This window comes from Rhodococcus sp. P4_B6, assembly GCF_056402215.1.
Genome location: NZ_JBFUHV010000128.1, coordinates 1 through 26503 on the forward strand (window position 1 = coordinate 1; position 26503 = coordinate 26503).

Annotated in this window: 22 protein-coding genes and 1 pseudogene; 13 read left to right on the top strand and 10 right to left on the bottom strand. The window is 68.1% G+C overall.

From position 1 onward, the window contains the following. Window positions 1-379: RNA-guided endonuclease TnpB family protein (locus tag AC1DWT_RS37220; protein WP_477924461.1), on the top strand; the 379-nt coding region annotated here is incomplete at its 5' end. A 133-nt stretch (window positions 380-512) separates the two neighbouring features. Then, window positions 513-1376 (top strand): alpha/beta fold hydrolase, encoded by an 864-nt coding sequence (locus AC1DWT_RS37225; RefSeq protein WP_206013138.1) that lies wholly within the window; start codon window positions 513-515, stop codon window positions 1374-1376. Between the two features lie 7 nt (window positions 1377-1383). On the opposite strand, the gene AC1DWT_RS37230 is transcribed toward AC1DWT_RS37225, so the two are convergent. Then, complete coding sequence (locus tag AC1DWT_RS37230; protein ID WP_072948443.1) at window positions 1384-2640, bottom strand: NAD(P)/FAD-dependent oxidoreductase; 1257 nt, start codon at window positions 2638-2640, stop codon at window positions 1384-1386. Window positions 2641-2743: 103 nt separating this feature from the next. Next, window positions 2744-3907 (bottom strand): helix-turn-helix domain-containing protein, encoded by a 1164-nt coding sequence (locus AC1DWT_RS37235; protein ID WP_206013136.1) that lies wholly within the window; start codon window positions 3905-3907, stop codon window positions 2744-2746. Between the two features lie 147 nt (window positions 3908-4054). Between AC1DWT_RS37235 and AC1DWT_RS37240 the strand changes: the two genes are divergently transcribed. The 5 genes from AC1DWT_RS37240 to groL all read left to right on the top strand — a co-directional run bounded on the left by AC1DWT_RS37240 (window position 4055) and on the right by groL (window position 9252). Further along, window positions 4055-5056 carry a zinc-binding alcohol dehydrogenase family protein gene (locus AC1DWT_RS37240; RefSeq protein WP_072948531.1) on the top strand — a complete coding sequence of 334 codons (1002 nt, stop codon included), beginning with the start codon at window positions 4055-4057 and terminating at the stop codon, window positions 5054-5056. 12 nt (window positions 5057-5068) lie between these two features. Further along, window positions 5069-5962 (top strand): universal stress protein, encoded by an 894-nt coding sequence (locus AC1DWT_RS37245; RefSeq protein WP_206013134.1) that lies wholly within the window; start codon window positions 5069-5071, stop codon window positions 5960-5962. Between the two features lie 20 nt (window positions 5963-5982). Then, window positions 5983-6762, top strand: coding sequence for an HAD-IIA family hydrolase (locus tag AC1DWT_RS37250; protein WP_206013132.1), 780 nt, complete (start codon window positions 5983-5985; stop codon window positions 6760-6762). An 80-nt stretch (window positions 6763-6842) separates the two neighbouring features. Next, window positions 6843-7397, top strand: a complete 555-nt coding sequence (locus AC1DWT_RS37255) for a DUF6764 family protein (RefSeq protein WP_072948436.1) — start codon at window positions 6843-6845, stop codon at window positions 7395-7397. A 229-nt stretch (window positions 7398-7626) separates the two neighbouring features. Beyond that, window positions 7627-9252 carry a chaperonin GroEL gene (gene groL, locus AC1DWT_RS37260; RefSeq protein WP_072948434.1) on the top strand — a complete coding sequence of 542 codons (1626 nt, stop codon included), beginning with the start codon at window positions 7627-7629 and terminating at the stop codon, window positions 9250-9252. A 179-nt stretch (window positions 9253-9431) separates the two neighbouring features. On the opposite strand, the gene AC1DWT_RS37265 is transcribed toward groL, so the two are convergent. Beyond that, window positions 9432-9638: a PspC domain-containing protein gene (locus AC1DWT_RS37265; RefSeq protein WP_477924466.1), complete on the bottom strand. Its 207-nt coding sequence runs from the start codon at window positions 9636-9638 to the stop codon at window positions 9432-9434. 733 nt (window positions 9639-10371) lie between these two features. On the opposite strand from AC1DWT_RS37265, the gene AC1DWT_RS37270 reads away from it, so the two are divergent. Together AC1DWT_RS37270 and AC1DWT_RS37275 are read left to right on the top strand one after the other, a co-directional pair. Beyond that, the gene (locus AC1DWT_RS37270; protein ID WP_072948431.1) at window positions 10372-11415 is read left to right on the top strand and encodes an alpha/beta hydrolase; all 1044 of its coding nucleotides are present in this window, start codon (window positions 10372-10374) and stop codon (window positions 11413-11415) included. 73 nt (window positions 11416-11488) lie between these two features. Then, the gene (locus tag AC1DWT_RS37275; protein WP_241031315.1) at window positions 11489-12322 is read left to right on the top strand and encodes an alpha/beta hydrolase family protein; all 834 of its coding nucleotides are present in this window, start codon (window positions 11489-11491) and stop codon (window positions 12320-12322) included. Window positions 12323-12374: 52 nt separating this feature from the next. Here AC1DWT_RS37275 and AC1DWT_RS37280 read toward each other — a convergent pair whose 3' ends face one another. Further along, window positions 12375-14450 (bottom strand): prolyl oligopeptidase family serine peptidase, encoded by a 2076-nt coding sequence (locus AC1DWT_RS37280; protein ID WP_255315034.1) that lies wholly within the window; start codon window positions 14448-14450, stop codon window positions 12375-12377. Window positions 14451-14517: 67 nt separating this feature from the next. Here AC1DWT_RS37280 and lpdA point away from each other — a divergent pair, with 67 nt between their 5' ends. Both lpdA and AC1DWT_RS37290 read left to right on the top strand, forming a co-directional pair. Beyond that, window positions 14518-15921: a dihydrolipoyl dehydrogenase gene (gene lpdA / locus AC1DWT_RS37285; protein ID WP_477924468.1), complete on the top strand. Its 1404-nt coding sequence runs from the start codon at window positions 14518-14520 to the stop codon at window positions 15919-15921. A gap of 113 nt (window positions 15922-16034) precedes the next feature. After that, entirely contained in the window at window positions 16035-16484 is a 450-nt protein-coding gene (locus tag AC1DWT_RS37290) for a DUF5709 domain-containing protein (RefSeq protein WP_095862742.1), read from the top strand. On the opposite strand, the gene AC1DWT_RS37295 is transcribed toward AC1DWT_RS37290, so the two are convergent. Then, window positions 16477-16887, bottom strand: a complete 411-nt coding sequence (locus AC1DWT_RS37295) for a winged helix-turn-helix transcriptional regulator (protein ID WP_124396052.1) — start codon at window positions 16885-16887, stop codon at window positions 16477-16479. The two genes, AC1DWT_RS37290 and AC1DWT_RS37295, sit on opposite strands and share 8 nt — an antisense overlap. A gap of 123 nt (window positions 16888-17010) precedes the next feature. Between AC1DWT_RS37295 and AC1DWT_RS37300 the strand changes: the two genes are divergently transcribed. Further along, the gene (locus AC1DWT_RS37300; protein ID WP_477924471.1) at window positions 17011-17868 is read left to right on the top strand and encodes an SDR family oxidoreductase; all 858 of its coding nucleotides are present in this window, start codon (window positions 17011-17013) and stop codon (window positions 17866-17868) included. On the opposite strand, the gene atzF is transcribed toward AC1DWT_RS37300, so the two are convergent. The 5 genes from atzF to AC1DWT_RS37325 form a co-directional block, all read right to left on the bottom strand. Continuing rightward, window positions 17865-19610, bottom strand: coding sequence for an allophanate hydrolase (gene atzF, locus AC1DWT_RS37305; RefSeq protein WP_206013125.1), 1746 nt, complete (start codon window positions 19608-19610; stop codon window positions 17865-17867). The two genes, AC1DWT_RS37300 and atzF, sit on opposite strands and share 4 nt — an antisense overlap. After that, window positions 19610-23260: an urea carboxylase gene (uca, locus tag AC1DWT_RS37310; protein WP_206013124.1), complete on the bottom strand. Its 3651-nt coding sequence runs from the start codon at window positions 23258-23260 to the stop codon at window positions 19610-19612. The genes atzF and uca overlap by 1 nt, the downstream gene beginning before the upstream one ends. Before the next feature lie 70 nt (window positions 23261-23330). Beyond that, the gene (locus tag AC1DWT_RS37315; protein ID WP_206013122.1) at window positions 23331-24770 is read right to left on the bottom strand and encodes a short-chain fatty acid transporter; all 1440 of its coding nucleotides are present in this window, start codon (window positions 24768-24770) and stop codon (window positions 23331-23333) included. A gap of 42 nt (window positions 24771-24812) precedes the next feature. Continuing rightward, window positions 24813-25346: a carboxymuconolactone decarboxylase family protein gene (locus AC1DWT_RS37320; protein WP_206013120.1), complete on the bottom strand. Its 534-nt coding sequence runs from the start codon at window positions 25344-25346 to the stop codon at window positions 24813-24815. Then, window positions 25343-26242, bottom strand: coding sequence for an SDR family NAD(P)-dependent oxidoreductase (locus AC1DWT_RS37325; RefSeq protein ID WP_206015971.1), 900 nt, complete (start codon window positions 26240-26242; stop codon window positions 25343-25345). The genes AC1DWT_RS37320 and AC1DWT_RS37325 overlap by 4 nt, the downstream gene beginning before the upstream one ends. A 129-nt stretch (window positions 26243-26371) precedes the next feature. On the opposite strand from AC1DWT_RS37325, the pseudogene AC1DWT_RS37330 reads away from it, so the two are divergent. After that, window positions 26372-26503, top strand: a pseudogene (locus tag AC1DWT_RS37330) (IS110 family RNA-guided transposase); the annotation flags it as partial.

Below are 26503 nucleotides of genomic sequence, written 5' to 3' on the forward strand. Positions count from 1 at the left end.
CACTCTCCCACTCTCCACTCGACTGGTGCGCGAAAATCAAGTGATCGCCATCGAGGATCTGAGTGTGCGGAACATGGTCAAGAATCGGTCGTTGTCTCGGGCGATCTCGGATGCGGGGTGGTCCGAGTTCCGGTCGATGCTCGAGTACAAGGCCGACTGGTACGGGCGGCGGGTGGTGGCGGTCGACCGGTTCTGTCCGTCGTCGAAGACCTGCTCGGTGTGCGGGGCGGTCGCCTCGGCGATGCCGCTGGACGTGCGGGAGTGGACGTGCCGATGCGGCGTCGTCCACGACCGCGATGTGAACGCGGCGAAGAACATTTTGGCCGTCGGACTGACGGTGGCAGCCTGCGGAGACGGTGTGAGACCCCCTCGCACATAACGTGCGGGGCGGCGACTGTCGGTGAAACAGGAACCTCGAGGCGCGAGTCTGGAGGGATTCTCGGTCGTTCACGGCCGAGAGCAAGTCAAGTCTCGAGTCTTGCGACTACCGTGGACTGCAGGAGATGGTCCGCATGACTCTCGCGGAGTTCGACACACGCCGGAAGACCGTCGACACCGACCGTGGACCGGTCAGCTACCTCGATTCCGGCTCCGGCCGCGTGGCGTTCTTCATTCACGGCGTCGGGACGTCCGGCTACCTGTGGCGCAACGTGATCCGTCAACTCGAGGACGAACGACGGTGCATCGCCCTGGACCTCCCGCTGCACGGTCGCACCCCCGCCGCACCCGATCAGGACTTCACGCTGGGCGCACTGGCCGACGTCGTCGCGGCCACCTGCGACGCGCTGGGTTTGGAGAAGGTCGACGTGGTCGCCAACGACACCGGCGGCGCGGTCGCGCAGATCTACGCCGCCCGGCACCCCGACCGGTTGTCGACGCTGACGCTGACGAACTGCGACACCCACGACAACGTGCCGCCGAAGGCATTCCTGCCGGCCGTGTTGCTGGCCCGGGCCGGACTACTCGCCCGCATTCTGCCGCCGTTGACGCGGAAGGTGAAGAGGGCTCGTAAGCTGTTGTACGGCACCGGGTATCAGAACGTGCGTTCGCTGCCGGAAGAGGTCGTCGCGGCGTACGTCGAGCCGCTGCTCGGCACCCGCGACCGCGCGTTGCTCTTCCAGCGCTGGATCGCGTCTCTGAATCCGCGCGATCTGCTCGCGGTCGAGCCGGACCTCGCGGCGCTCGCGGTGCCCACGCTCATCGTGTGGGGCACGGGAGACCTGTTCTTCCGGACCCCGTGGGCCTACCGGCTCCGCGATCTCATTCCGGGAGCGCGGGAAGTCGTGGAGATCCGGGGCGGCAAGCTGTTCTTCCCCGACGAGCGTTCGCGCGAACTCGTCGTCGAACTGCGCAGATTCTGGGCGGCCCGGTCCTGAGCCGGATTCAGCGCAGCGGGTCGAAATGCCGCATGACGGCGGGAACCTCGCCCCCGGTCATGGAGTCGGCCATCATGCGTCCGGTGAGCGGACCCAGGGCGATGCCCCACATGCCGTGGCCGCCCGCCACGTGCACACGGGGGGAGCGGGTGGCGCCGACGAGCGGAAGTCCGTCGGTGGTGCAGGGCCGGGATCCGACCCACTCCTCCCGCCGCGATTCCCAGTCGATGCCGGTGAACATGGGCGTCGCAGCCGCGATGATCGCCTGCACCCGGCGCGGGTCGAGAGGTGCGTCGGGACTGCGGAATTCCATCATCCCGGCGACGCGGAAACGGTCGTGCAGTGGGGTGCACGCCACGCGCTGGGTGGGGAAGTAGATGGGGTTCTTCGGCATCTGCTCGGGCTGGACACTGAAGCTGTACCCGCGGCCGGCCTGTACCAGGGCGCGGACACCGAACGGGCGGGCGAGAGTATTGAGGTGTGCGCCGCCCGCGAGGACGACGGAATCGGCGGTCACCGTGTCGCCGGAAGCCGCGACCAGCCGGACGCCCGACTGCCCCTGATCCTGCACCGTCGCGACGTCGAAGCCGGACCTGATCTCGCCGCCCCGGGCGCGGACGGCGTCGGCGAGCGAATGCACGAAACGCGGCGGGTCGATGAAACGCTGGTTGCGCAGCCGCAGACCGGAGTGCACGCCGTCGCCGAGACTCGGCTCGAGAGAGTGGATCTCGTCTCGGTCGACGCGGTCGTACTCGACCTCGCCGCCCGCGGCCTCGACGTGGCGGAACTCGTCGACGAGCGCTTGCCGGTCCTCGTCCGACTTGAACGCGGTGAGGAACGGGTCGGCGAGATGCGTGTGCTCCCGGACGCCGCCGTCCGCGAGTTCGTCGTAGGCGCCCAGGGAGATCCGGTTGACCTCGGCGTACACCTTCATCGCGTCCGCCCACCGGGAGGGCGTGCAGTGCCGGGCGAAGCCGACGAGGAAACGCACCAACCGCAGATCGGTCGTGAACGGCACATAGACCGGCGAGGACGGATTCAGCATCGCGCGCAGGCCGTACCGCAGCACGGCCGGTTCGGGCAGCGGCAGCGTCAATGCCGGTGCGAGCCAACCTGCATTGCCCCAGGACGCATCCGCCGCGACACCCGCACGGTCGACGACGGTGACGCGCACGCCACGCTCCTGGAGGAACCACGCCGTGGACAATCCGACGACGCCTGCTCCGACGATCGCGACATGGTCAGGGCGCTGCACTGTGCTCATGACTCCATCATCGGCGGGCGACGGAGCCGGGGCAGTAGCCGTTCGGCCAATCCCGGACAGCGCCCCCTGTGCAATCGGCCAGGGGTCACAAATCCCCCAGCGGTCACCAATCCCGCAGTCCCGTCAGCTTCAGGTGCAGCATCAGGATGAGCCGGGTGTCCGCGTCGGTCAGGTCCACGTCGCACGAGTCGACGCAGCGCCGCAGCCGATTCCTCAGCGTGTTGGGGTGCACGTGCAGCGCGGCGGCGGCATCGGCGACGTCGCCGCCGTGCGCCAGGAAGGCGCGGGCGGTGGCGACGAGATCGGTGCCGTGCTGCACGTCGTGCCGGGTGAGCGCGGCGAGCGGGGTGAGCTCGCCCAGGCCGTCGAAGATGTCGGCGACGCGCAACGCCAGCACGGACGCGAGACTGTCCCGCATCGTCCCGGCGACACCACCGGACCGGGAGTGCTGCAGCACGGTGAGCACCCGGTCGGCGTCCCCGCGCGACAGGTGTGCCTGGCTGGCCGTGCTCACCTCGCGTCCGACGGCGACCACGAATGTTGCCCCGCTGCGGGCGCGGCCGAGGAAGTCCTCGGCGAGGCGCCGGACGTCCTTCTCCGACGCGGCGATGACCACGTAGATGACGTCGTCGAGCTGCGCGGCCACCGAATCGACCGCCAGTGTGTCGAGGTACAGGCCGAGGGAGGCGAGCAGACCGGAGGGCAGCGGGCGCCCGATCGCGACGGGGGCGGCCGCCGCGACCGTCAGCCGTCCCTCCAGCCGGAGGTCGTCGGCGGCACGGAAGGCGGGCTCGCCGCCGTTGATCAGCGCGCGGACGCGGTCGACCTGCATCCGGCGCGTCACGTCCACCCGTTCCCGCTCCGCCGCGATGTGCTCGGCGACGACCGGGACCGCGGACCGCAGGATCGATTCCTGTTCCGGAGTGGGGGCCGACGTCATCGCCGCCCAGATCGACCCGACCGACCGTCCCGCGTCCCGCACCGCGATCACCGCGCGGGGAGTCATGTCCGGCAGTCCCATGTCCACGTAGAAGACGTCGGTGTCCCGGTGCAGGCGCTCGAAGACGCCCGCGGCCTCGAGGAGTTGCCGGTACTTCCCGGGCACCTGCCGTCCCAGGATGGTCTCGATGCGCGCTTGGTCCACGGCCTGCTCGCCGCTCGAATAAGCCAGGACGGTCGAGTTCTCGTCCTCGATCGTGATCGGGGCCCCGATCAGCTCGGCCAGCGACCCCGCCACCGTGAACAGGTCTTCACCGCGCAGGTCCATGGGTGCGAGCCTAGTTGCCGGCCGCGGTCCGGCCGGGTCTTCGCCGCGGTCCCGTGTCGTCGAGACACGGCCCTCCGGGTCCTGGCGGTGGCCACCCGTCACGGGCATTGTGGGGGTATGGCGGCGACGCAGGGCGGAACCGGAACGATGACCGCGTGGCGCGTGGTCGCTCCGGGCCCCGTCGCGGGCCACCCGCTGGAACGGGCGAGCGAGCCCATACCCGAGCCGGGGCCGGGCGAACTTCTCGTGAAGGTTCTGGCGTGCGGAGTGTGCCGCACCGACCTGCACGTGACCGAGGGGGATCTTCCCGTGCACCGGCCCCGGGTGATTCCCGGCCACGAGGTGGTGGGGGAGGTTGCCGCACTGGGGGATTCGGTGACCGAATCGTTCGCCGTCGGGGACCGGGTGGGCATCGCCTGGCTGCGGCGCACGTGCGGACAGTGCGCGGCCTGCCTGCGCGGCGCGGAGAACCTGTGCAGGCAGTCGCAGTACACGGGATGGGACGCGGATGGCGGGTACGCCGAATTCGCGACGGTCCCGGCCGACTACGCGCTGCACCTGCCGGCGGGGTACACGGACACCGAACTCGCCCCGCTGCTGTGCGCCGGGATCATCGGCTACCGGGCACTCGAGCGCGCCGCGGTCCCCGTCGGCGGCGCGCTCGGCATCTACGGGTTCGGCGGCAGCGCGCACCTCACCGCCCAGGTCGCGTCGACGCGCGGCGCCCGGGTGCACGTCATGACGCGAGGGGCGGAGGCCCGGGCATTGGCGGAACGACTCGGGGCGACGTCCGTGCAGGGCGTGCGCGACACACCGCCGGAGCCCCTCGACTCCGCGATCCTGTTCGCCCCGGTCGGCGACCTGGTGCCCGTCGCGATGGAGGCGCTCGCCGACGGCGGCACCCTCGCCGTCGCCGGAATCCACCTCACCGACATTCCCGCGCTCGAGTACCAGCGGCACCTGTTCCGGGAACGGCAGATCCGCAGCGTCACCGCCAACACCCGTTCGGATTCCGTCGAATTCCTGCGCATCGCAGCGGAACACCGGCTGAGCATCGACACCCACCCGTACCCACTCGACCGCGCCGATCGGGCCCTCCGGGACCTGGCAGGCGGAAAGTTCAGCGGTGCAGCAGTTCTCGAGCCGTAGAGGGAGAGAGATATGAGCGAACACGCAGGGGCACCCGTCGTCGTCGGTATCGACGGGTCCCGGGCCGCGCTCGACGCGGCGCGCTGGGCCGCGGGCACGGCGGTCCGGCTCGGTGCCCCGCTCCTGCTCGCCCACACGTACCCGGACGAGGCCACGTTCTACAACGGCAACGCGATGATGATCGACGCCCAGTTCATCCAGGAACTGCGTGAGGACGGCAACTCGATGCTCGACGCCGCCACCGCCGTCGCCCTGCAGGATCAACCCGGACTCGCCGTCGAGCGCGACGTCCGATCCGGGACCGCGGCGTCCCACCTGATCGAGCTGTCCCGGGCGGCGCGGATCGTCGCGGTCGGCGCGCAGGGTGCGGGTGCGGTCACCGACTATCTCCTCGGATCCACGGTCCTCCGGACGGTCAACCACGCGCACAGCCCGGTCGCGGTGGTCCGGGGAGAGCCTGCGCCGGAATCACCGGACGCCCGCCCGATCGTCGTCGGCGTGGACGGCAGCCAGGTCAGTGAGAAAGCCGTCGAGGAGGCGTTCGCGCTCGCGTCCGCGTTCGGGGTCGGTCTGGACGCGGTGCACGCGTGGAGCGGGGAGAAGCAGCACGGACTCGCGCACGCGTCCAAGTACGTCGACTGGGCCGCGTACGAAGAAGGGGAGAAGGCCGTCGTGTCCGAATGCCTCGCCGGGACCCGCGACGAATATCCCGACGTACCGGTGACCGAGGTGACGACACAGGGCGCGTCCGCCGACGTCCTGCTGCGGCACGCGGCGACCGCGCAACTGCTGGTCGTCGGTAGCCACGGCCGGGGCAAGGTGATGGGTGCCCTGCTCGGATCCGTCAGCCAGAATCTCGTGCATCACGCTCCCTGCCCCGTCCTCGTCTGCCGGACTCGGCAGTGATGCCGGGATAGGCTCCTGTCATGGCTGGGGTCGAGGGTGTCCTGCTCGATATCGACGGTGTGCTGGTTACTTCGTGGCATCCGATCGACGGCGCCGCCGCCGCGGTGCGGGAGGTGCGCGATCGCGGACTCGCGTGCGCGTACCTCACCAACACGACGTCGAGGACGTGCGACGAGGTCGCCGACGGCCTCCGGTCGGCGGGCATCGAAGCCGACTCCGACGAGATCGTCACCGCGGCCCGGCTCACCGCCGAGTACGTCCGGTCGACCTATCCCGGGTCGCGGGCCTGGGTCCTCAACAGCGGCGACATCACCGCGGATCTGTCCGGGATCGAACTGGACGACGACAACCCGGAGGTGGTGATCCTCGGCGGCGCCGGGCCCGAATTCACCCACGCCGCACTCAGCCGCGTGGTCGAGTTGATGCTCGACGGCGTCCCCGTCGTGGCGATGCACCGGGGCACCACGTGGGCCACCCACGACGGGCTGCGCATCGACACGGGCACCTACCTCCCCGGGATGGAGGAGGTCGCGGGAACCAACGTCGTGTCGGTGGGCAAGCCGTCGCTCGCCGCGTTCCTCACCGCCACCGATCTGATGGGTACGGGACCGGACGTGACGATGATGGTCGGCGACGATCTGACGGGTGACGTCCTGGCTGCGCAGCGGGTGGGACTCATCGGTGTGCTGGTGCGGACGGGCAAGTTCCGCCAGTCGATTCTGGACCTCGCCGCGCAGCGACCGGACCACGTCGTCGACTCCGTCGCGCAGCTGCCGAAGCTCCTCGACGAACTCGCCTGAGCGGGGTCCGGGACTAACCGGCCCGGAGCGGGTACTCTCGCGGCGAATCCTCCAATTCGACGTTCCCAGAAGGAGCTTCCATGCTCGCTGTCTCCACCCCCGTCACCTCGACCGCCTCGGCATCGCGTACTCGTATCTCGTCTCTCTTCGGCCGACGGCTGGCACGTGTGGGAGCGGCGATGGCCGTGGGTCTGGGCGTCGCGGCGGGAATCTCGGTGGCCGGCGCAGGCGTCGCCGGTGCCGCCCCCGTCAACTGCGTCTCCCCGCCGTCGGCCAACGACGTCCAGGTGTCGGACACCGCGAGCTGCGGCGCCAAGGCGACCGAGGCCGGCACCGCCCACGCGATGGCCGCGGACAGCGGCACCGCGGTGAGCGTCGCCAACGGGCACAGCGGCGCCACCACGTACGCCAACGGATACGGAACGTCGCTCGGTGCGTCGACGGGCTCGGGTCAGGCGTACGCGGTCTCGCTCGGCGGCGGCATCGCCCGTTCCGGTGCGGCCGACGGCACGACCACCGTCGCGATCGCGGGCTGGGGTTCGGGTGCGACGGCCGACGCGAACGGCGTGGACTGCGTCGGCGCGCTGTCTCTCGCCTTCAACCTGAACACCGGTCAGGTCTGCGCGATGCGCTGATCGCCCCGGCACAGCGCTTCCGTCCCGACCTTGCACTCACCCTGTTCGAGTGCTAAAAATGCACTTGGCACTCGCCGCGGGTGAGTGCCAGGTCGGGACGGTGAGACCGGGAACCACAGACACCCCTGGTCGTCCGTCGCGGGCACCGAACTCGGCCGAAGGCGTAAATGAGGCGACCCGACTAGCGGTCGCCTTGTGTGTCACCCCCAATCCGGAGGATCACTTCGCAATGGCCAAGATCATCGCGTTCGACGAAGAGGCCCGTCGCGGCCTCGAGCGGGGACTCAACGCCCTCGCCGACGCAGTCAAGGTGACGTTGGGCCCCAAGGGTCGCAACGTCGTGCTCGAGAAGAAGTGGGGCGCCCCCACGATCACCAACGATGGCGTGTCCATCGCCAAGGAGATCGAGCTCGAGGACCCCTACGAGAAGATCGGTGCCGAGCTGGTCAAGGAGGTCGCCAAGAAGACTGACGACGTCGCCGGCGACGGAACCACCACCGCTACCGTTCTCGCCCAGGCTCTCGTCCGTGAGGGCCTCCGCAACGTCGCTGCCGGCGCCAACCCGCTGGGTCTGAAGCGCGGCATCGAGAAGGCCGTCGAGGCCGTCACCGTGCGTCTGCTCGAGACCGCCAAGGAGATCGACACCAAGGAGCAGATCGCTGCTACCGCTGGTATCTCCGCAGGCGACCCGTCCATCGGCGAGCTCATCGCCGAGGCCATGGACAAGGTCGGCAAGGAAGGCGTCATCACGGTCGAGGAGTCCAACACCTTCGGCCTGCAGCTCGAGCTCACCGAGGGCATGCGCTTCGACAAGGGCTACATCTCGGCGTACTTCGCCACCGACCCGGAGCGTCAGGAAGCCGTCCTCGAGGACGCGTACATCCTGCTCGTGAGCTCCAAGATCTCCACGGTCAAGGACCTGCTGCCGCTGCTGGAGAAGGTCATCCAGTCCGGCAAGCCGCTGGTCATCATCGCCGAGGACGTCGAGGGCGAAGCCCTGTCCACCCTGGTGGTCAACAAGATCCGTGGCACCTTCAAGTCCGTGGCCGTCAAGGCTCCCGGCTTCGGTGACCGTCGCAAGGCTCAGCTCGCCGACATCGCCATCCTCACCGGTGGCGAGGTCGTCAGCGAAGAGGTCGGCCTCTCCCTGGAGACCGCCGGACTCGAGCTGCTCGGCCAGGCACGCAAGGTCGTCATCACCAAGGACGAGACCACCATCGTCGAAGGCGCGGGAGACCCCGAGGCCATCGCCGGTCGCGTGTCCCAGATCCGCGCCGAGATCGAGAACAGCGACTCGGACTACGACCGCGAGAAGCTGCAGGAGCGTCTGGCCAAGCTGGCCGGTGGCGTTGCAGTCATCAAGGCCGGCGCTGCCACCGAGGTGGAGCTCAAGGAGCGCAAGCACCGCATCGAAGATGCCGTGCGTAACGCCAAGGCTGCCGTCGAAGAGGGCATCGTCGCCGGTGGTGGCGTGGCTCTGCTGCAGTCGGCTCCCGCACTGGACGACCTGAAGCTCGAAGGTGACGAGGCCACCGGTGCGAACATCGTTCGCGTCGCCCTCGAAGCTCCGCTGAAGCAGATCGCCTTCAACGCGGGCCTCGAGCCCGGCGTCGTTGCCGAGAAGGTTCGCAACCTGCCCGCAGGTCACGGCCTCAACGCCTCGACCAACGAGTACGGCGACCTGCTCGAAGCCGGCATCAACGACCCGGTCAAGGTCACCCGCTCCGCGCTGCAGAACGCAGCGTCCATCGCGGCTCTGTTCCTGACCACCGAGGCCGTCGTCGCCGACAAGCCGGAGAAGGCCGGAGCGCCCGTGGGCGACCCGACCGGCGGCATGGGCGGTATGGACTTCTAAAGGCGGCTACGCCTACCGTGCGTGGCTGAGGAGTCCTCGGACTCGTTCACCGCGCACGGGCACGAAGTGCTCCGACAGAGCCCGGGACACCAACTGGTGTCCCGGGCTCTTTCTCGTCTGTGCGTCGTTTGCCGGGTCCGTTTCACGGCCACAGTGCTTTTCGGGGTTGTGTTCTCGTCTCAGTGTCCGGCAGGCATCAGCATCCAGGCGGCGAGGTAGACGAGGGCCGCGGTGCCGCCGGTGACCAGAGTGGCCACCACGGTGAGCAGGCGGACGAGGTTGACGTCCACCGAGAAGTATTCGGCGATGYCGCCGCAGACGCCTGCGAGCATCTTCTGGCTGTCGGAACGGGTGAACTGGCGGGGAGTGTTGCTGTCGAATGTCATGCCTCCATCCTGTTCGGTGAAACCGGTCCGCACCATCGGGATGTACCCCGATCTCCACCCTGGTCTTTCACCCTGAGCAGTGACGACGCGCCGAAGAACTAGAAATCCCACTCTTCGGGTCGAATTGGTGTAAGACTGAAGAATTTTTTGCGTCATCTATTTTTCTGGACAAATGAGATGCGTGTACCACGGCCAAAGAAGAGATGTGCGAAATTCGCCAACTCTTCGTTTCTTCGAAGGGGAATTCAAGGGCAACGACAAGAAAATGCCCGGAAACGGTGAATCGAGGTATGTTCTGTCGCTCTTCGATTACGGAATCGGGAATCCGGGGGTCGAGGTCTCGGCGTATTCCCTGGTGGTGCGGCGTGTTTCGGAGGTAATTGGGGATTTGCCGGTGTTTGATCAACGGTTCTTCGTTAAGTCAACGATCGCAAATGTTTACCACTTCGTGCTTATTCGGAGCGAAAACTCGGGTACAAATGACGGAGCCCCTGATCGCAGGGGGAGTTCGAAAATCCACTGCGTCGAATAGGAGTAATACTATGTCCGACAGCCTTTTGGGTCTGCTCGAAGCGCTCACCACACTGATCGGCTTCCTCGGGTCCGTCGGGGGATAGGGACACCCCGTTTCGACCCCACTTCTGAACGAGAGCTGGAGTTCGCATGACATCATGTGGGCTCCAGCTCTCGCCTCTACGGAGTCGGGCAGGCGACGTCGCAGCGAAGGAGAACGATGGTCAACCGCACTGCAGCGGGTAGGTACGGGGTGCGCTTGGCGCTCGCGGTCGCTCTGACGACGGCCGTTCCCTGCCTCGGGGTCCAGGCGTCCGCTTACGCAGATCCCGCCGAAGACGCCACTGTCGCGGACGGCGGCTCCCACCTGGTGAGCACCGACCCGATCGACGACCGGCAGTCGACCATTCACGTGTACTCGGCGTCCATGGACCGCGAGATTCCGCTGCGGGTGATCACCCCCGCGGACACGAGCGCGCCGAGGCCGACGCTCTACCTGCTCAACGGTGCGGGCGGCGGCGAGGACTCCGCCACGTGGCAGGCCCGGACCGACGTCGTCGACTTCTTCGCCGACAAGAACGTCAACGTCGTCACGCCCATGGAGGGCGCGTTCAGTTACTACACGGACTGGGAGCAGACCGACCCGGAACTGGGCAACAACAAGTGGACGACGTTCCTCACGCAGGAACTTCCGCCGATCGTCGACTCCGCGCTCGGCACCAACGGTGTCAACTCGATCGCCGGCATCTCGATGGCCGGTAGCTCCGTGCTGAGCCTGGCGCAGTCGGCGCCCGACCTGTACCAGAGCGTCGGCGCCTACAGCGGGTGCGCGATGACCAGTACCGACCCCGGTCGCGCGTACGTACGTATGGTCGTCGAGGGTCGCGGCGGCGGCGACACCTCCAACATGTGGGGTCCTGAAGACGGTCCGGGGTGGGCCGCCAACGACCCGTACATCAACGCGGAGAAGCTGCGCGGACTCGACATCTATGTCAGCAACGGATCCGGGCTGCCCGGGGCGGGCGATCAGCTGAACGCACCGGGAATCAACGGCGACGTCGGAACGCTCGCCAACCAGATCCTCGTCGGCGGCGCCATCGAGGCCGCCACCAACCAGTGCACCCATGCGCTGGCGGACAGACTGAACGAACTGCAGATTCCCGCGACGTTCGACTTCCGGCCCACCGGCACCCACTCCTGGACCTACTGGCAGGAAGACCTGCACAAGTCGTGGCCGATGCTCGCCGCGTCGATCGGCCTCTAGCGTCCGGTCTCGGAACAGAATCGACCCCCGCAGATCCSGGATCTGCGGGGGTCGAGCCGTCTAGTCTGACGAAGTGGAGACAGTACCGATCCAAATGCCCGACGGAACCACTACTCCGGTTCGCCTGTTTCCCGGCCCGGACGACGCCCCCGTGATCGTGGTGTTTCCCGGCCTGGGAATTCCCGCCGGCTACTACGAACCCTTCGCCGAGGAACTCGTGTCCCGGGGATTCAACGCGGCGATCGGCGAACTCCGCGGCCAGGGCGACAGCCGCCCCCGCCCGAGCAGCGACAGCACGTACGGCTACCACGAACTGGTGGCCCTCGACTTTCCCGCGATCTTCGAAGTGGTGCGCGAGCGTTTTCCTGCGGCGACGCCGTTCCTGCTGGGGCACAGCATGGGCGGTCAGCTCGGTGTGATGTACGGGGCACGGATCCGCGGCCGGCTCGGCGGGATCGTGCTCGTCGCGTCGGGGTCGCCGTATCACCGCGGGTTCCCCGGGATCCATGCCCCGCGGATGCTCGTCGGCGCCGCGGCGATGTCGATGACCGCCAACCTCGCCGGGTTCTGGCCAGGCGACAAACTGGACATCGGCGGGTTCGGGCGGCAGTCGAAGGTGCTGATCACCGATTGGTCGCGATTCGCCCGCACCGGCAGGATCGAACCCGACGGCGCCGACATCGATTACGAGGAACGCATCGCCCGGCTGAAACTGCCGGTGCTGTCCGTGACCGTCGAGGGGGACGATCTGGCTCCGGAATCGGCGGCGAAGAACCTCCTCGCGAAACTCCCCAACGCCGACGTCACCCTGTGGCACCAGCCGCAACCACTCGGCCACAACGGGTGGATCCGCGAGCCCGCGAGCACCGTCGACCGGATCGTCGACTGGATCCACGACCACACCTGACCTGTGAGTACTTGTTAACCGCGGGCGGTTGAGAAGTACTCACAGGTGGGGGTCAACGGGTGAGCTGCTCCCACAGGAACGTGAACGTGAGCGCCGATTTGAACGCGGCCTGCGCGTTGTCCGCGGCCCCGCCGTGCCCGCCCTCGATGTTCTCGTAGTACCAGATCTCGTGGCCCTGCTCTTCGAGCAGCGCCGCCATCTTGCGGGCATGCCCGGGATGGACGCGGTCGTCGCGGGTGGAGGTGGTGACGAGGATCGGCGGGTAGTCCGCCGCCGCGTCGGTGTTCTGATACGGCGAGTACTCGCTGATGAACTTCCAGTCGTCCGGGTTGTCCGGATCGCCGTACTCGGCCATCCACGACGCCCCGGCGAGTAGCAGGTGGTACCGCTTCATGTCGAGGAGCGGGACCTGGCACACGATCGCGCCGAACAGTTCCGGGTAGCGGGTGAGCATGACGCCCATGAGCAGCCCGCCGTTGCTGCCGCCCTGGATTCCGAGCTGCTTCGACGTGGTGATACCCCGGGCCACGAGGTCGCGGGCGACCGCGGCGAAGTCCTCGAACGCTTTGTGCCTGCCCTCCCGCACCGCCTGGGTGTGCCACGACGGGCCGTACTCGCCGCCGCCGCGGATGTTCGCGACCACGTACGCGCCGCCGCGTTCGAGCCATGCGAACCCGACCGACCCGCTGTACCCGGGGACCATCGAGTTCTCGAAGCCGCCGTACCCGTACAGCATGGTGGGGCAGGGTCCGGTCACGTCGTCGCGGCGCACCACGAAATAGGGGATCTCGGTTCCGTCGTCGGACACCGCGAAGTGCTGCGACACCGACATGCCGTCCGCGTCGAAGAACGAGGGCGCCTGCTTGACGGGTTCGAGCGCACCACCGACGGAGCCGTACAGCAGCGTCGCAGGCGTGGTGAATCCGCTGGAGTTGACGAAGAAGTCGTCGCCGGTGCGTGGGTCGGTGCTGATGATCCCGCTCGCCGTGAGTTCCGGGACACCGTCGAGAGGCTTCTCCTCCCACCCGGTGTCGTTCGGCGTGAGCACCGACAGCTTGGTCTGCACGTCCGATAGTCGCACGAGGAGGAGGTGGTTCCTGGTCCACGTTCCCTGTTCGAGGGACGTGTGCTCGTCCGGGGTGAACAGCGGCGTCAGCTCGCGGGACCCGGCGAGGAAGTCGACGTAGTTCGCGACGAGTAGCGACCCGGCCGGGTAGACGGTGCCGTTCACCTCCCAGTCGGTGCGCGGACGGATGGTCAGCCACTCGCGGTACACGGACGAACCCGCGTCGTCCGGGGTGTCGATCCGGACCTTCGACCCGTCGGGGAGCAGTTCGTAGCGTTCGGAGTTGTAGAAGTCCATCGACCGGCCGACGAAGTGCCGCTCGTACCCGGGGGTGTCGTCGTACGACGCGCCGACGGACACGTCGGTGGTCTCGCCCTCGAAGACGGTGACCGCCTCGGTGAACGTGGTGCCGCGATGCCAGCGTTTCGCGATTCTCGGGTAGCCGGAGTCGGTCATCGAGCCTTCGCCGAAGTCGGTCCCGACGTACACGGTGTCCTTGTCGATCCAGCTGATGCTGGTCTTCGCCTCGGGCACGTCGAATGCGTGGTCGCCGCCGACGAATTCGCGCGTCTCGAGGTCGAATTCGCGCACCACGGACGCGTCGGCGCCGCCGCGCGAGAACGACAGCAGGGCACGTGACTGCTCGGGTCGCAGCACGCTGGCGCCTGCCCACACCCAGTTCTCGCCCTCCCGTTCGGCGAGTGCGTCGACGTCGAGCAGGACGTCCCAGTCGGGGTTGTCGGTGCGGTACTGCTCCAGGGTGGTGCGCCGCCAGATGCCGCGCTTGTGTTCGCCGTCGCGCCAGAAGTTGTAGAGGTACTCGCCGCGCATGCCCGCGTAGGGGATCCGGTCGTCCGTGTCGAGCACGTCCAGGATCCGGCTCTCCAGCGCGGAGAACCCGGCGTTCTCGGTGTACTCGGCGAGCGTGCGGGCGTTGCGTTCCCGCACCCAGTCGAGTGACCGTTCCGCGGTGACATCTTCGAGCCAGAGGAAGGGATCCGTCATGGCGCCATTCTTGCAGGCGGTGTCGTGCCTGGTCGCGGCGGGAAAGGTGTGACGGATGAGGCTACCCGCGGGTAACGCGACCGCGTGGAGACAGCGAATCGGGACGGGACTACCCTGAACAACCGTGACCTCACACTATGACGTCGTTGTCCTCGGAGCCGGTCCCGGTGGGTACGTCGCTGCTATCCGCGCGGCACAACTCGGACTGAGCACTGCCATCATCGAGCAGAAGTACTGGGGTGGTGTGTGCCTGAACGTGGGCTGCATCCCCTCGAAGGCTCTTCTCCGCAATGCCGAACTTGCGCATCTCTTCACAAAAGAGGCCAAGTTGTTCGGTATCTCGGGTGAGGCGTCCTTCGACTTCGGCGCCGCGTTCGACCGCAGCCRCAAGGTTGCCGAGGGCCGCGTCAAGGGCATCCACTTCCTGATGAAGAAGAACAAGATCCCCGAGTACGACGGCAAGGGCACCTTCACCGACGCCAACACCATCGAGGTCGCGCTCACCAAGGGCGGCACCGAGACGATCACGTTCGACAACGCGATCATCGCCACCGGCAGCACCACCAAGCTGCTGCCCGGCACCGAGCTGAGCACGAACGTCGTCACCTACGAAGAGCAGATCATGACCCGGGAGCTGCCCGGTTCGATCCTCATCGTCGGTGCCGGCGCGATCGGCATGGAGTTCGGGTACGTGTTGAAGAACTACGGAGTCGACGTCACCATCGTCGAGTTCCTCGACCGCGCGCTGCCCAACGAGGACGCGGACGTCTCCAAGGAAATCGAGAAGCAGTACAAGAAGCTCGGCGTCAAGGTCATCACCGGTGCCGCCGTGCAGAGCATCGACGACGACGGCTCCAAGGTCACCGTCTCGATCAAGAACAACAAGTCCGGCGAGACCGAGTCGGTCGTCGTCGACAAGGTGATGCAGTCCGTCGGGTTCGCACCCCGCGTCGAGGGCTTCGGCCTCGAGAAGACCGGCGTGCAGCTCACCGACCGCGGCGCCATCGGCATCACCGACACCATGCAGACGTCGGTGCCGCACATCTACGCCATCGGTGACGTCACCATGAAGCTGCAGCTCGCGCACGTCGCCGAGGCGCAGGCCGTGGTGGCCGCCGAGACGATCGCCGGCGCCGAGACGCTGCCGATCGAGGACTACCGGATGATGCCGCGCGCCACGTTCTGCCAACCGCAGGTCGCCAGCTTCGGTCTGACCGAGCAGCAGGCCAAGGACGAGGGCTACGACGTCAAGGTCGCGACGTTCCCGTTCGCCGCCAACGGCAAGGCGCACGGCCTCGGCGACGCCACCGGCTTCGTCAAGCTGATCGCCGACACGAAGTACGGTGAGCTGATCGGCGGCCACCTCATCGGCCCCGACGTCTCCGAGCTGCTGCCCGAGCTCACCCTCGCGCAGAAGTGGGACCTCACCGTCAACGAGCTGGCCCGCAACGTGCACACGCACCCGACGCTGTCCGAAGCCCTGCAGGAGGCCATCCACGGCCTCGCCGGACACATGATCAACTTCTGACCCGAACACCGACGAGGGCCCGCACAGTCTCTGTGCGGGTCCTCGTCGTTTCCGGGCGGATCCGTTCCGCGATCCGATGGCGAACTGCCCGCAGCGATGGCATCGTGGGGAAGATGACCATGCCGGACAGCACGCCAGAAGGATCCGAGGGCGAGTACAGCCTGGACGACGAAGACCAGCTGCAGCCGGAGGACACGTTGGTCGACCGAGGTGTGGACGACGTTCTCGACGAGGGGTATTCGCCTCCGGAGAAGCCGCTCGGGCTGAACGCGTTCGGAACGACGGCGGCCGAGCAGCGCGAAGGCGAGACCCTCGATCAGCGGCTCGCGGAGGAGGAACCGGATCCGGCGTTCGAGGAGGACGAGAACGTGGAAATCCTCGATGACAACGAGGTCGGACGGCAGCGTTCGGGGCGGCTTCTCGCCGAGAACGAGGGTGTGGGGGAGGACGAGGAGAAGGATCTCGTTGCTTTCGACATCGGAATCGACGGGGGAGCGGCGTCGGCGGAGGAGGCCGCGGTCCACATCGTCGACGAAGAGTCCGACCTCGACGAACTCAGCTGACGCCGCGACCGGCGTCGTACCTTTCTTGCGCAGCCAGAACGTCGGGTACGCGCGATTCGACCARTTCGATCAGGCCGATCAGGCGTGAACCGACCTCGGCGCCGAGCGGCGTGAGGCTGTATTCGACCTTCGGCGGGATGGCCTCGAGCACGTCGCGAACCACGAGGCCGTCTCGTTCGAGTGCTTGCAGTGTCTGCGACAGCATGCGTTCGCTGACACCGTCGACGCGTCGGCGGAGTGCGCTGAATCGGTAGTTTCCCTCGGTCAGTGCCGCGAGCGCGAGCACACCCCAGCGGCCGGTGACGGTCTGCAGGGTCTCACGAGACGCGCAGTTGCGCGCGAAGACGTCCGCTTCGAGGGTGCGGTCTTCGCTTTCCTGTGCTGGGTGAGCGGGCTCGGACATGCGTCCAGTGTATCCGACGAAGAGGAAGCACTTACTGAAGTATTTGCACTTACGAAAAATTAGTGCATGATGGAAAGTGAGCTTGAACAGTCAACTCGCACCACTACGCGCTAGGAGTTCGTCATGACCATCGCCGTCACAGGAGCAACCGGACACCTCGGCAGGCTCGTCGTCGAGGCACTGCTCGACAAGGGGGTACCCGCCGCCGACATCGTCGCCGTGGTCCGCACCCCGGCCAAGGCCGCAGACCTCGCGGACAGGGGAGTCGAGGTCCGGCAGGCCGACTACAGCGATCGCGCCGCGCTCGAGACCGCATTCGCCGGCGTCGACAAGCTACTGCTCGTCTCCGGCAGTGAGGTCGGACAGCGGGTTGCCCAGCACGCCAACGTGATCGATGCCGCGAAGGCCGCCGGGGTCGGCTTCGTCGCCTACACCAGCGTTCTCGACGCGCAGAACAGCACGATCGGTCTGGCCGTGGAACACCGCGCCACCGAGGATCGGCTGGCACAGTCAGGGATCGACTTCGCGCTGCTCCGCAACGGCTGGTACTGGGAGAACTACCTCGGCAGCATTCCCGCGGCGGGCGAGACCGGTGCGCTGTTCGGGAGTGCCGGGACCGGTGTCGTCGCCRCTGCCGCCCGCAAGGACTACGCCGAGGCGGCCGCCGCCGTCCTGCTCTCCGACGGGCAGGCGGGCAAGGTCTACGAACTCGGCGGCGACGAGCGCCTGACGTACAGCGAACTGGCGGACGTCATTTCCTCCGTCATCGGAAAGCCGGTGTCGTACAAGGACCTTCCGCAGGCCGAGTACGCCGCGGCGCTCGAGGGTGCCGGACTACCCGCACCGATCGCGAGCATGCTCGCCGATTCGGATGCGGGCGTGGCCATCGGCGCTCTCGACACCGAGAGCGGCGACCTGCAGAGGTTGATCGGCCGCAACTCGACCCCTGCCGCCACCGCCCTCGCCGTGAGTACTTCTTAACGTCGGGCGGTTAAGAAGTACTCACGGGCGTAAGCAACCCAGCTGCCGAACTCGGTGATGTCCGTGGCCCCGTCGACCGCGTCGTGGGTGCAGCTGAAGCCCACCACGGCGCGGCCGTCGGACAATTCGACGCTCGTCAGGGCCATCGGGGCGGGCAGCGCCGCGAGGAAGCTGCCCAGCCCCGCAGCGGACACGCGGAACAGTTCCCCGGAAATCGGGGAGCCCGCGCCGGGACCGCGGCGGACGAGGCCGGGCTTGGGTGGGGTGGTGTCGAGCGCGGTGAGCCGGTACGCGTCGGTGGTGGTGACGGTGTCGACGAAGCGTGCCCCGATGTCCTCGAGCTGGAAGTGCAGGGGCTGCCCGCGCAGGTGCGCGCCGAACACGGCCAGTTCCACCCCCTCCTCGACGAGGGTGGGCGCGGGCGCGCCGAGCAGCCGGGCGGCGAGGTCGACGGCCACCTGATCGGCGAACGCCGGCACCACGAACATGACCCCGAACGGTTCGCCGGCGGCGGTCGGGGTGCCCGGGACGGCGACCGCCGCCATGTCGAGCAGGTTGCAGAAGTTCGTGTAGGTGCCCATCCGCCGGTTGATGCCGATCGGATCCGCTTGCACGGCAGCGATGGTCGGGTGTTCGGTGGTGGTGGGCAGCAGGAGTCCGTCGAAACCGGCCAGCAGATCCCGCGTCTGCGCCTTGACGCGGGTGAGCGTGTCGAGGTCGGCGGCGAACTCGTGGCCCGCGGGCTTGCGCGCCGACTCGACGATGGCGGTGACCACAGGATCGGCACCCGCAGGCGCCGTGTCGAGGAATTGCCCGACGGCGGTGTACCGCTCGGCGACGACGGCGCCGTCGTACAGCAGTCGGGCGGCATCGAGCAGCGGGGAGATGTCGACCGCCTCGGCGGCGAACCCGCGGTCCGTCAACGACGCGACCGTGTCGGCGAACGCCGCGCGGTACTCCGGCGTCAGCAGGGCGAGATTTGCTTCCGTGGGAATCGCGACGCGTGCGTGCGTGGGCGCGGCGAGCCGGACGTCGGACGGCCACGCACGGCTGCGCGGGTCCGCGGTCGCGGGGCCAGACATGATGCGGGCGGCAGTCACCGCCGTGTCGAGTTCAGTGGCGAAGACGGTGACGCAGTCGTAGTCGACGCACGCCGGAACGACCCCGTCGGCGGGGATGACGCCGAGTGTCGCCTTGATTCCGACGAGGCCGTTGAACGCCGCCGGGACCCGGCCGGATCCCGCTGTGTCGGTGCCGATTCCGATGTCGGCGATGCCGAGGGCGACGGCCACCGCCGAACCCGAGCTGGATCCGCCCGACACACGTTCGGGGTCCCACGAGCACCGGACGGCGCCGTACGGACTGCGTGTCCCGACCAGTCCGGTCGCGAACTGGTCGAGGTTCGTCTTCCCGAGTACGACAGCGCCCTGGTCGACCAGGCGGCGCACGGCACTCGCGGTGACGTCCGGGAGATAGGCGAACTCGGGGCACGCGGCCGACGTCGGGAGTCCGGCGACGTCGATGTTGTCCTTGACCGCCACGACCTTCCCGGCCAGGGGCAGGTGCTCGCCGGCGTCGAGACGGGCCTGCACGGCAACGGCATCGGCGTGGACGTCCTCGGCGGGCCGGAGGGTGATCCACACCTCCGGGCGGTCCACCTCGGCGATCCGCCGGAAGGCGTCCTCGACCCGGGCGGTGGGGGACAGGGCGGCCTGTCCTCGGTTCACGGCATCGACAGTCATCAGTTTTCTGCTCCAATCACGACGAGAGGGGTGCCCGGGCCGACGATCGCGCCCGGTGACACGAGGACTTCGAGGACGGCGCCCGGCGAGGTGAACGCGACCGGCATCTCGAGTTTCATCGCCTCGAGCACCACGGCGTTCTGGCCCGCTTCGACGCGCTGCCCGGCCTCGACCTCGACGCGCCACACGCTGCCGACCATCGGCGCCTCGACGACGACGGCGCCCGGCGGGAAGTCGCCGCGCGCGGCCGGCTCGGGTGCGGTGACCTGTTCGACACGGTCGAATTCGCCCGACGCGCGCCACGCCGACTTCTCGGTCTCGAACGCCGCGGACTGCCGGGCGTCGAACTCGGCGATGGATTCGGCGTTGTCCTGCAGGAACTTCAGATGGTCGGCGAACGCGAACGTGCCGTCGGAGATCTCCGCGTCGAACCGACCGGCCACCGCCTGCGCGCGGTACTCGCGCAACCGCTCCGGGGTGACGGGTTCCCACACGATGCGGTCGAAGAACCGGAACATCCAGGGTTTGCCCTCGTCGAACGGGCGGTGCTGCCGGTAACCCGACCAGATCGGGACGGTGCGGCCGATCAACTGGTAGCCGCCCGGCGACTCCATGCCGTAGACACACAGGTACTTGCCGCCGATCCCGACGGCGTCGGATGGCGTCCAGGTGCGGGCCGGGTTGTACTTGGTGGTGACCAGGCGGTGCCGCGGGTCGAGGGGCACGGCCAGCGGTGCACCGAGGTAGACGTCGCCGAGCCCCAGTACCAGGTATTCGGCGTCGAACACGGCGTCCCGGACGTCGTCGACGCTGCCCAATCCGTTGATCCGCCGGATGAATTCGGTGTTCGACGGCAGCCACGGCGCTTCGTCGCGGACCCCGCTGCGGTAGCGGTCGATGGCCTCCGCGATGGACGGGTCGTCGAACGACAACGGCAACCGGACCGTGCGACTCGGCACCACCAGATCGTGCGTCGCCGGCAGCAGCTCCTCGATGTCCTGGAGGATGTCCAGCAGCCTCCCGGCCGGGAGGCGGTCGGCGTCGAAGTGCAGGTGCAGCGACCGGACACCCGGCGTGATGTCGATGACGCCCGGCACGCGGCGCCGGACCAGCGCCTCCGACAACGCGTGGACGCGCATGCGGAGTCCGAGATCCAGTTCCCGGTCCCCGTATTCGACGAGGACGTTGTCGTCGCCGGCGCGCAGGTACGCGACCTCCGGTCGGTCCAGGATCGGCGCGATGCGGTGCAGCACCCCGCCGTCGCTGTTCGCCGACCGGGTCTCCGCGGGCGGAACATCCAGTCTGCGAGACGAATCCGAAGAACGCAGCGAGTCCGCACCGTCGTCGGAGACCGCGACGAACCGCACGCTGTCGCCGGGCCGGATCTGCCCGAGCTTCCACCGGTGGGCCTTGGCGACGGTGAGCGGGCACGCGAAGCCGCCGAGGCTCGGCCCGTCGGGTCCGAGCAGAATCGGAGTGTCGCCCGAGACGTTGAGGGCTCCGACGCTGTACGGGTTGTCGTGCAGGTTCGACGGGTGCAGTCCGGCGTCGCCGCCGTCGGTTCTCGACCACACCGGCTTGGCGCCGTCGAGCCGGAGTCCGGTCCGGTTCGCGTGGGTCTGGACCTTCCAGGTGGTGTCGTAGAACTGTGCCATGTCGGAATCGGTGAAGTAGGCGGGCGCCGGCTGCGGTCCCTCGGTGACGGCGAGATGCCACACGTGCGTGAACTCCGGGATCGAGTCCTCCGGGACGGGATGCGGCGCGCCGAGACCCGTCGTGTTCTCGAACAGCGAGTCGTCGAACAGGCCCAGCACGTCGCCCGTCGCGACGGCCTTGCCCGTGATGCCGCCGAACCCGCCGAGCGTGAACGTGGCTGCGCTGCCGTGATAGAGCGGGGCGTCGATCCCGCCCCGGAACGCGACGTACGTGCGCAGACCCGTGTCCGCCGGAGTGCCGACGTCGAGTACGGATCCGGCCGGCGCTTCCACCGGGTGCCACAGAGGGATCGGCTCGCCGTCGAGGGTGACCGGGGCATCGGCGCCGCCCACGCAGATCACGGTGGCATCCGAGAACACCAGGCGCGGCCCCTGCAGGGTGCATTCGAGCCCCGGTGCGCCGGCCGGATTGCCGACCGCCGTGTTGACCAGCTGGAACGACAGGTCGTCCATCGGCCCGGACGGGGGAATTCCGACCTCCCACAGGCCGATCCGGCCCGGATGGTCCTGCACCGTCGTCATGGTTCCCGCACGGAGGACGTCGACGCGACGCCCGGTGGCCCGCAGATCGGCCAGCGACTGCGTGGTGTGCGCGGCGTCCAGAACGGTGTCGGCGACGCAGATCCGCCGGAGCTGGGGAAGGTTGGTCTGGATTCCGTAGATGTGGGTGTCGGCGAGCGCCTCCGCGAGGGCGGCGAACGCCGCCGTGCGCCGGTGCCCGCGGGTGATCACCTTCGCCAGCATCGGGTCGTAGAAGGCGCTCACCTCGGTGCCCGTGTCGACCCACGTCTCCACCCGCGTGTGAGCCGGGAACTCCACACCCGTGAGGCGTCCGGCGCTGGGACGGTAGTCGTGGCCGGGGTCCTCGGCGTAGATGCGGGCCTCGACGGCGGTTCCCCTGATCTCGGGTCCGGAGTCGGGCAGCCCGTCCAGCATGGAACCGTCGCCGCGGGCGAGCCTCAGCATCCACTCGACGAGATCCACCCCGGTGACCTCCTCGGTCACCGGGTGCTCCACCTGCAGTCGGGTGTTCATCTCGAGGAACGACGCCTCACCGCGGTCCACGTCGTAGACGAACTCCACGGTTCCGGCCGACCGGTAGTTCACCGAGGACGCGAGACCGCGGGACGCGGCCAGCAGTCGCTCCACCACCTCGTCGGAGAGTCCGGGCGCCGGCGCCTCCTCGACCACCTTCTGGTTGCGGCGCTGCAGTGAGCAGTCGCGGGTGCCGAGGCTGAGCGTGCGGCCGTGGCCGTCACCGAACACCTGCACCTCGATGTGCCGGGCGCGGGCCACGAAGCGTTCCAGGAACACCCCCGACGAGGAGAAGTTTGCCTGGGCGAGGCGCTGGACGCGGTCGTAGGCTTCGCGGAGCTCCGTGGCGTCGAAGCACGCCTGCATCCCGATGCCGCCACCGCCGCCGACCGCCTTGATCATCACCGGATAGCCGATGTCGGAGGCCGCGGACAGTGCGGCGTCGGCGGAGTAGAGGAGCCCGCTGCCCACGACGAGCGGGACGCCGACGGCGCGAGCGGCCTCGCGTGCCGTGTGCTTGTTCCCGAACGTGCGCAACTGTTCGGGAGTGGGACCGACGAACGCGATGCCCGCGGATTCCGCCGCCGCGGCGAACGCGTCGTTCTCCGACAGGAACCCGTACCCGGGATGAATCGCGCCTGCGCCCGTGGCGAGTGCGGCCTCCACGACGGCGTCGGCCCGCAGATACGACTCGTGGGCGGGAGCCGGGCCCAGCCGGACGGCGACGTCGGCCATCTCGACGTGCGCGGCCGCGGAATCGGCGTCGGAATACACCGCAACCGTCTTCAGTCCGAGAAGATGCGCGGTTCGCATGATGCGGCAGGCGATTTCGCCCCGGTTCGCGACGAGCAGGGTGTCGAAGGAGTACTCGATCGGCGGCGTATTCATCCCTGTGGACATGGTTGTATACGCTAAGGACGGGGTGTTTCACCGAGATTTCTCGAAGTAAAGCGTGGGTTAGTAACACCTCTCACGGTGTCGAGGGCTGCACCGGGGGGACGAAGTCGAACGTCGTGCCGAGCAGCCACACCAGCAGCAGGACCACCGGCAGGTGGAACATGAACTGCAGGAACGTGAATCCCACCAGATCGCGTGCCCTGAGCCCCAGCACCGCGAGCAGCGGCAGCATGAAGAACGGGTTGATCAGGTTCGGCAGCGCCTCGGCGACGTTGTACACCTGGACCGTCCAGCCCAGGTTCATCCCGACGTCGGTGGCCGACTGCATGACGTACGGTGCCTCGACCAGCCACTTTCCGCCGCCGGACGGCACGAACAGGCCCAGCACGACGGTGTAGAGGGCGATGACGACGGTGAACGCTCCGCCGCTGCCGATGTTCGTGAAGAACTCGGCGAGATGCTCCGAGATGGTGAGGCCGTTTCTGCCCTCGGCCTTGGTGAGGATCGCGGCCATCGCGGCATACAGCGGAAACTGGACCAGGATGCCCGCCGTGGCCGGGACGGCCAGGGCGACCGCCTGCAGGAATTTACGCGGCGTCCCGTGCAGCACCAGCCCCAGCATGAGGAAGACCAGCAGATAGCCGTTCAGGCTGCTGACGACGGTGAGCAGGGGTTTGGTCACCAACTGGGAGACGAGCCATCCCAACGTCATCAGACCGGCCAGTATCGGCAGGATCCGGCTGTACTCGAGCCATTCTCCCGGTCGCGATCGAGGCGGGACGTCCTTCGGCCGGTCGTCGAGGTCCACCTCCAGGTCCTGGGCGGTGGTGACGGCGGCGCCCCGCGGCGCCGAGAAGTGGGCGATCACCACGGTCAGGGCGATGATGATCACGCACATCAGCAGCGACTGCCACGTGAAGATCGTGGTTCCGAAGTCGAGAACGCCGGTGATCGTCAGGAGCGCCGGGGGCAGCGAGGCGGCGGTGGCCTGGAGTTGGGCGGCGGAGGACGACATGCCGAGCGCCCACACTGCGCCGAGGCCCATGAAGGCCGCCGCGCCCAGAGCACGGTAGTCCACCCGCAGGTCGGTTCGGCGCGCGATCGCCCGGGCCAGCAGCCCGCCGAACACCAGGCTGAGCCCCCAGTTCAGGAACGAGACCGACATGGACAGGAAGGCCACGAAACTGACTGCGCTGCGTGCAGTCCCGGGCACCGTCGCCAGACGGTCGATCAGCCGGGCCACCGGTGGGGACGTCGCGACGACGTACCCGGTCAGCACCACCATCGCCATCTGCAGGGTGAACGCGGTCAGATCCCAGAACCCGTCGCCGAACGCGTCCACCACTTCCTGCGGAGACGAACCGTTGGCCAGTGCGGCGACTGCGACGACGAAGACACCGACGAGGGCGAAGACGTAGGCGTCCGGAAACCACTTCTCCGTCCACCCGGCCAGCGACTGCGCAACCCGCGCCAGACCCTTCTCGGAACGGACGTCTTCGGTGGCGGAGGTCATGCAGCTGTTCCTCTTCTCTGCGTTCTCTGCGCTGTGCGGAACCTATGAGTAGTCGCGTTCGATCCGCAGCGTCCCGATGGTGGTGGCCAGGGCGTCGTACTGGGTCACCAGAAAACAGAACTCGATCAGCCGGCGATCGTCGAAGTACGCGGCGAGCGCCGACCACGTGGCATCGTCCAGATTGTCGGTGGTGACGAGTTGGTCGACAGCGGTGAGGATGGCGCGGCGGCGCGCGTCCCAGCCTTCCGCGTCGGGACCTTCCAGCACCTGTTCGAGCAGCGCCGGGGTGACGCCGGCCCGGCGTCCGAGGCGCACGTGGTGGTCCATCTCGTAGCCGCACTTCCGCAGGTGCGCCACCCGGAGGATGATCAGTTCGGTCTCGTGGCGGGAAATCTTTCCGCCCGGCATCAGCTTGCCGGAGTAGTGCAGCCACGCGCGGAAGAGACCCCCCGTGTGGCCCACCGTGCTGAACAGATGCGCGTCCGGGACGCCGGCGACGCGGGAGATGACGCGCCACAGCACCCAGTTGACGGGGCCGAGTTCCTTCAGACGTCCCGGTGGAATGCGTGCGGTCACGCCGCCCCCTCTCCTTCTACTCGCCCCCTGGCAGGAACGGGTGCGTGCGTGCGTAGTTCGATCGACCGGGTCATCTCGGTCGCCCGAGATGCGAGGCCCCGAAGTGGGAGGGCCCGGAGTGCGAGCATACGCACAGAATCCGTCCCGGGTACCCGGGACGGCGCGGAAATCCGGTTCTTCCGTCCCGCGATTCCCCGTTCGAGCGCGTCGACCGCCACCGTGATCGAGGACGTCCGGGCGAGTGCGCTGCCGCGGGGTGCGGGGACCGCGACGCCGTCGAAACCGATCAGGGTGCGATCGGTGTCGATCTCGCCGAGCCGGGCGATGCCGACCCGGGTCCCGAGCGGCTTCAACTCCTCCCGCAGCGCCTCGCCGAGTTCCTCGGCGCCGCCTCTCGTCGCGCTGTGAACGCCACGCAGCGGGTCGAATGCCGTCGACGATGCCACGACCAGCGCGTATCCGTTGCGATGCCCGATGTACGGCCCCGCGGCCCGCAGCGTGTGGTACGTCCCCAGCACGTTGACCTCGATGGCGTAGCGCATCACTTCCGGATCACCCGCGACAATGTGCGCCGGGGGTGTCACGCCCGCGTTCGCGACGACGACGTCGAGGCCGCCGAGCCGGTCGGTGAGGTAGTCGAACGAGTCCTCGACGGCACGCCGGTCGCGGATGTCGCACCGGCGCCACGGCGCCCGGCCGCAGGTGGTGGCAGTCTGTTCGAGGAGTTCGGGTTCGAGGAGTTCGGGTTCGAGGCCGAGCAGCCCGACGTGGGCGCCCCGCTCGTGAAGTCGTCTGGCGAGTCCGGCGCCGATTCCCCGGGCCGAGCCGGTGATCAGGACGCGACGTCCGACCAGATTCTCTTCGAGAGTGCGTGACCGCGGAGCGTAGCGCGCAATCCCGGTCCTTCAGGGCCGGATTAGACAGTATGAGGGTATGGGCTGGGGCCCACTCCACATGTGAACGTGGGTTGCCGACAGGAAACGGGTCCTGGCCGGTAGAGCCACAAGATGTGGGAGGCCCCAGCAATGAATCAGCGTACGAGTGTCGGATTGGATGTGCACGCACGATCGGTCGTCGCGTGCGGCCTCGACGGGCGGACCGGTGAGCTGTTCGAGCGCCGATTGACGCCCGATCATCGCGACATACTCGAGTGGATC

Bases quoted from the DNA above. Each gene is read 5' to 3' on its own strand.
- AC1DWT_RS37270 (WP_072948431.1), top strand. From the start codon at position 10,372: ATGGTCAACCGCACTGCAGCGGGTAGGTACGGGGTGCGCTTGGCGCTC.
- AC1DWT_RS37250 (WP_206013132.1), top strand. From the start codon at position 5,983: ATGGCTGGGGTCGAGGGTGTCCTGCTCGATATCGACGGTGTGCTGGTT.
- AC1DWT_RS37230 (WP_072948443.1), bottom strand. From the start codon at position 2,640: ATGAGCACAGTGCAGCGCCCTGACCATGTCGCGATCGTCGGAGCAGGC.
- groL (WP_072948434.1), top strand. From the start codon at position 7,627: ATGGCCAAGATCATCGCGTTCGACGAAGAGGCCCGTCGCGGCCTCGAG.
- AC1DWT_RS37315 (WP_206013122.1), bottom strand. From the start codon at position 24,770: ATGACCTCCGCCACCGAAGACGTCCGTTCCGAGAAGGGTCTGGCGCGG.
- AC1DWT_RS37240 (WP_072948531.1), top strand. From the start codon at position 4,055: ATGACCGCGTGGCGCGTGGTCGCTCCGGGCCCCGTCGCGGGCCACCCG.
- AC1DWT_RS37235 (WP_206013136.1), bottom strand. From the start codon at position 3,907: ATGGACCTGCGCGGTGAAGACCTGTTCACGGTGGCGGGGTCGCTGGCC.
- AC1DWT_RS37290 (WP_095862742.1), top strand. From the start codon at position 16,035: ATGACCATGCCGGACAGCACGCCAGAAGGATCCGAGGGCGAGTACAGC.
- uca (WP_206013124.1), bottom strand. From the start codon at position 23,260: ATGTCCACAGGGATGAATACGCCGCCGATCGAGTACTCCTTCGACACC.
- atzF (WP_206013125.1), bottom strand. From the start codon at position 19,610: ATGACTGTCGATGCCGTGAACCGAGGACAGGCCGCCCTGTCCCCCACC.
- AC1DWT_RS37225 (WP_206013138.1), top strand. From the start codon at position 513: ATGACTCTCGCGGAGTTCGACACACGCCGGAAGACCGTCGACACCGAC.
- AC1DWT_RS37255 (WP_072948436.1), top strand. From the start codon at position 6,843: ATGCTCGCTGTCTCCACCCCCGTCACCTCGACCGCCTCGGCATCGCGT.
- AC1DWT_RS37245 (WP_206013134.1), top strand. From the start codon at position 5,069: ATGAGCGAACACGCAGGGGCACCCGTCGTCGTCGGTATCGACGGGTCC.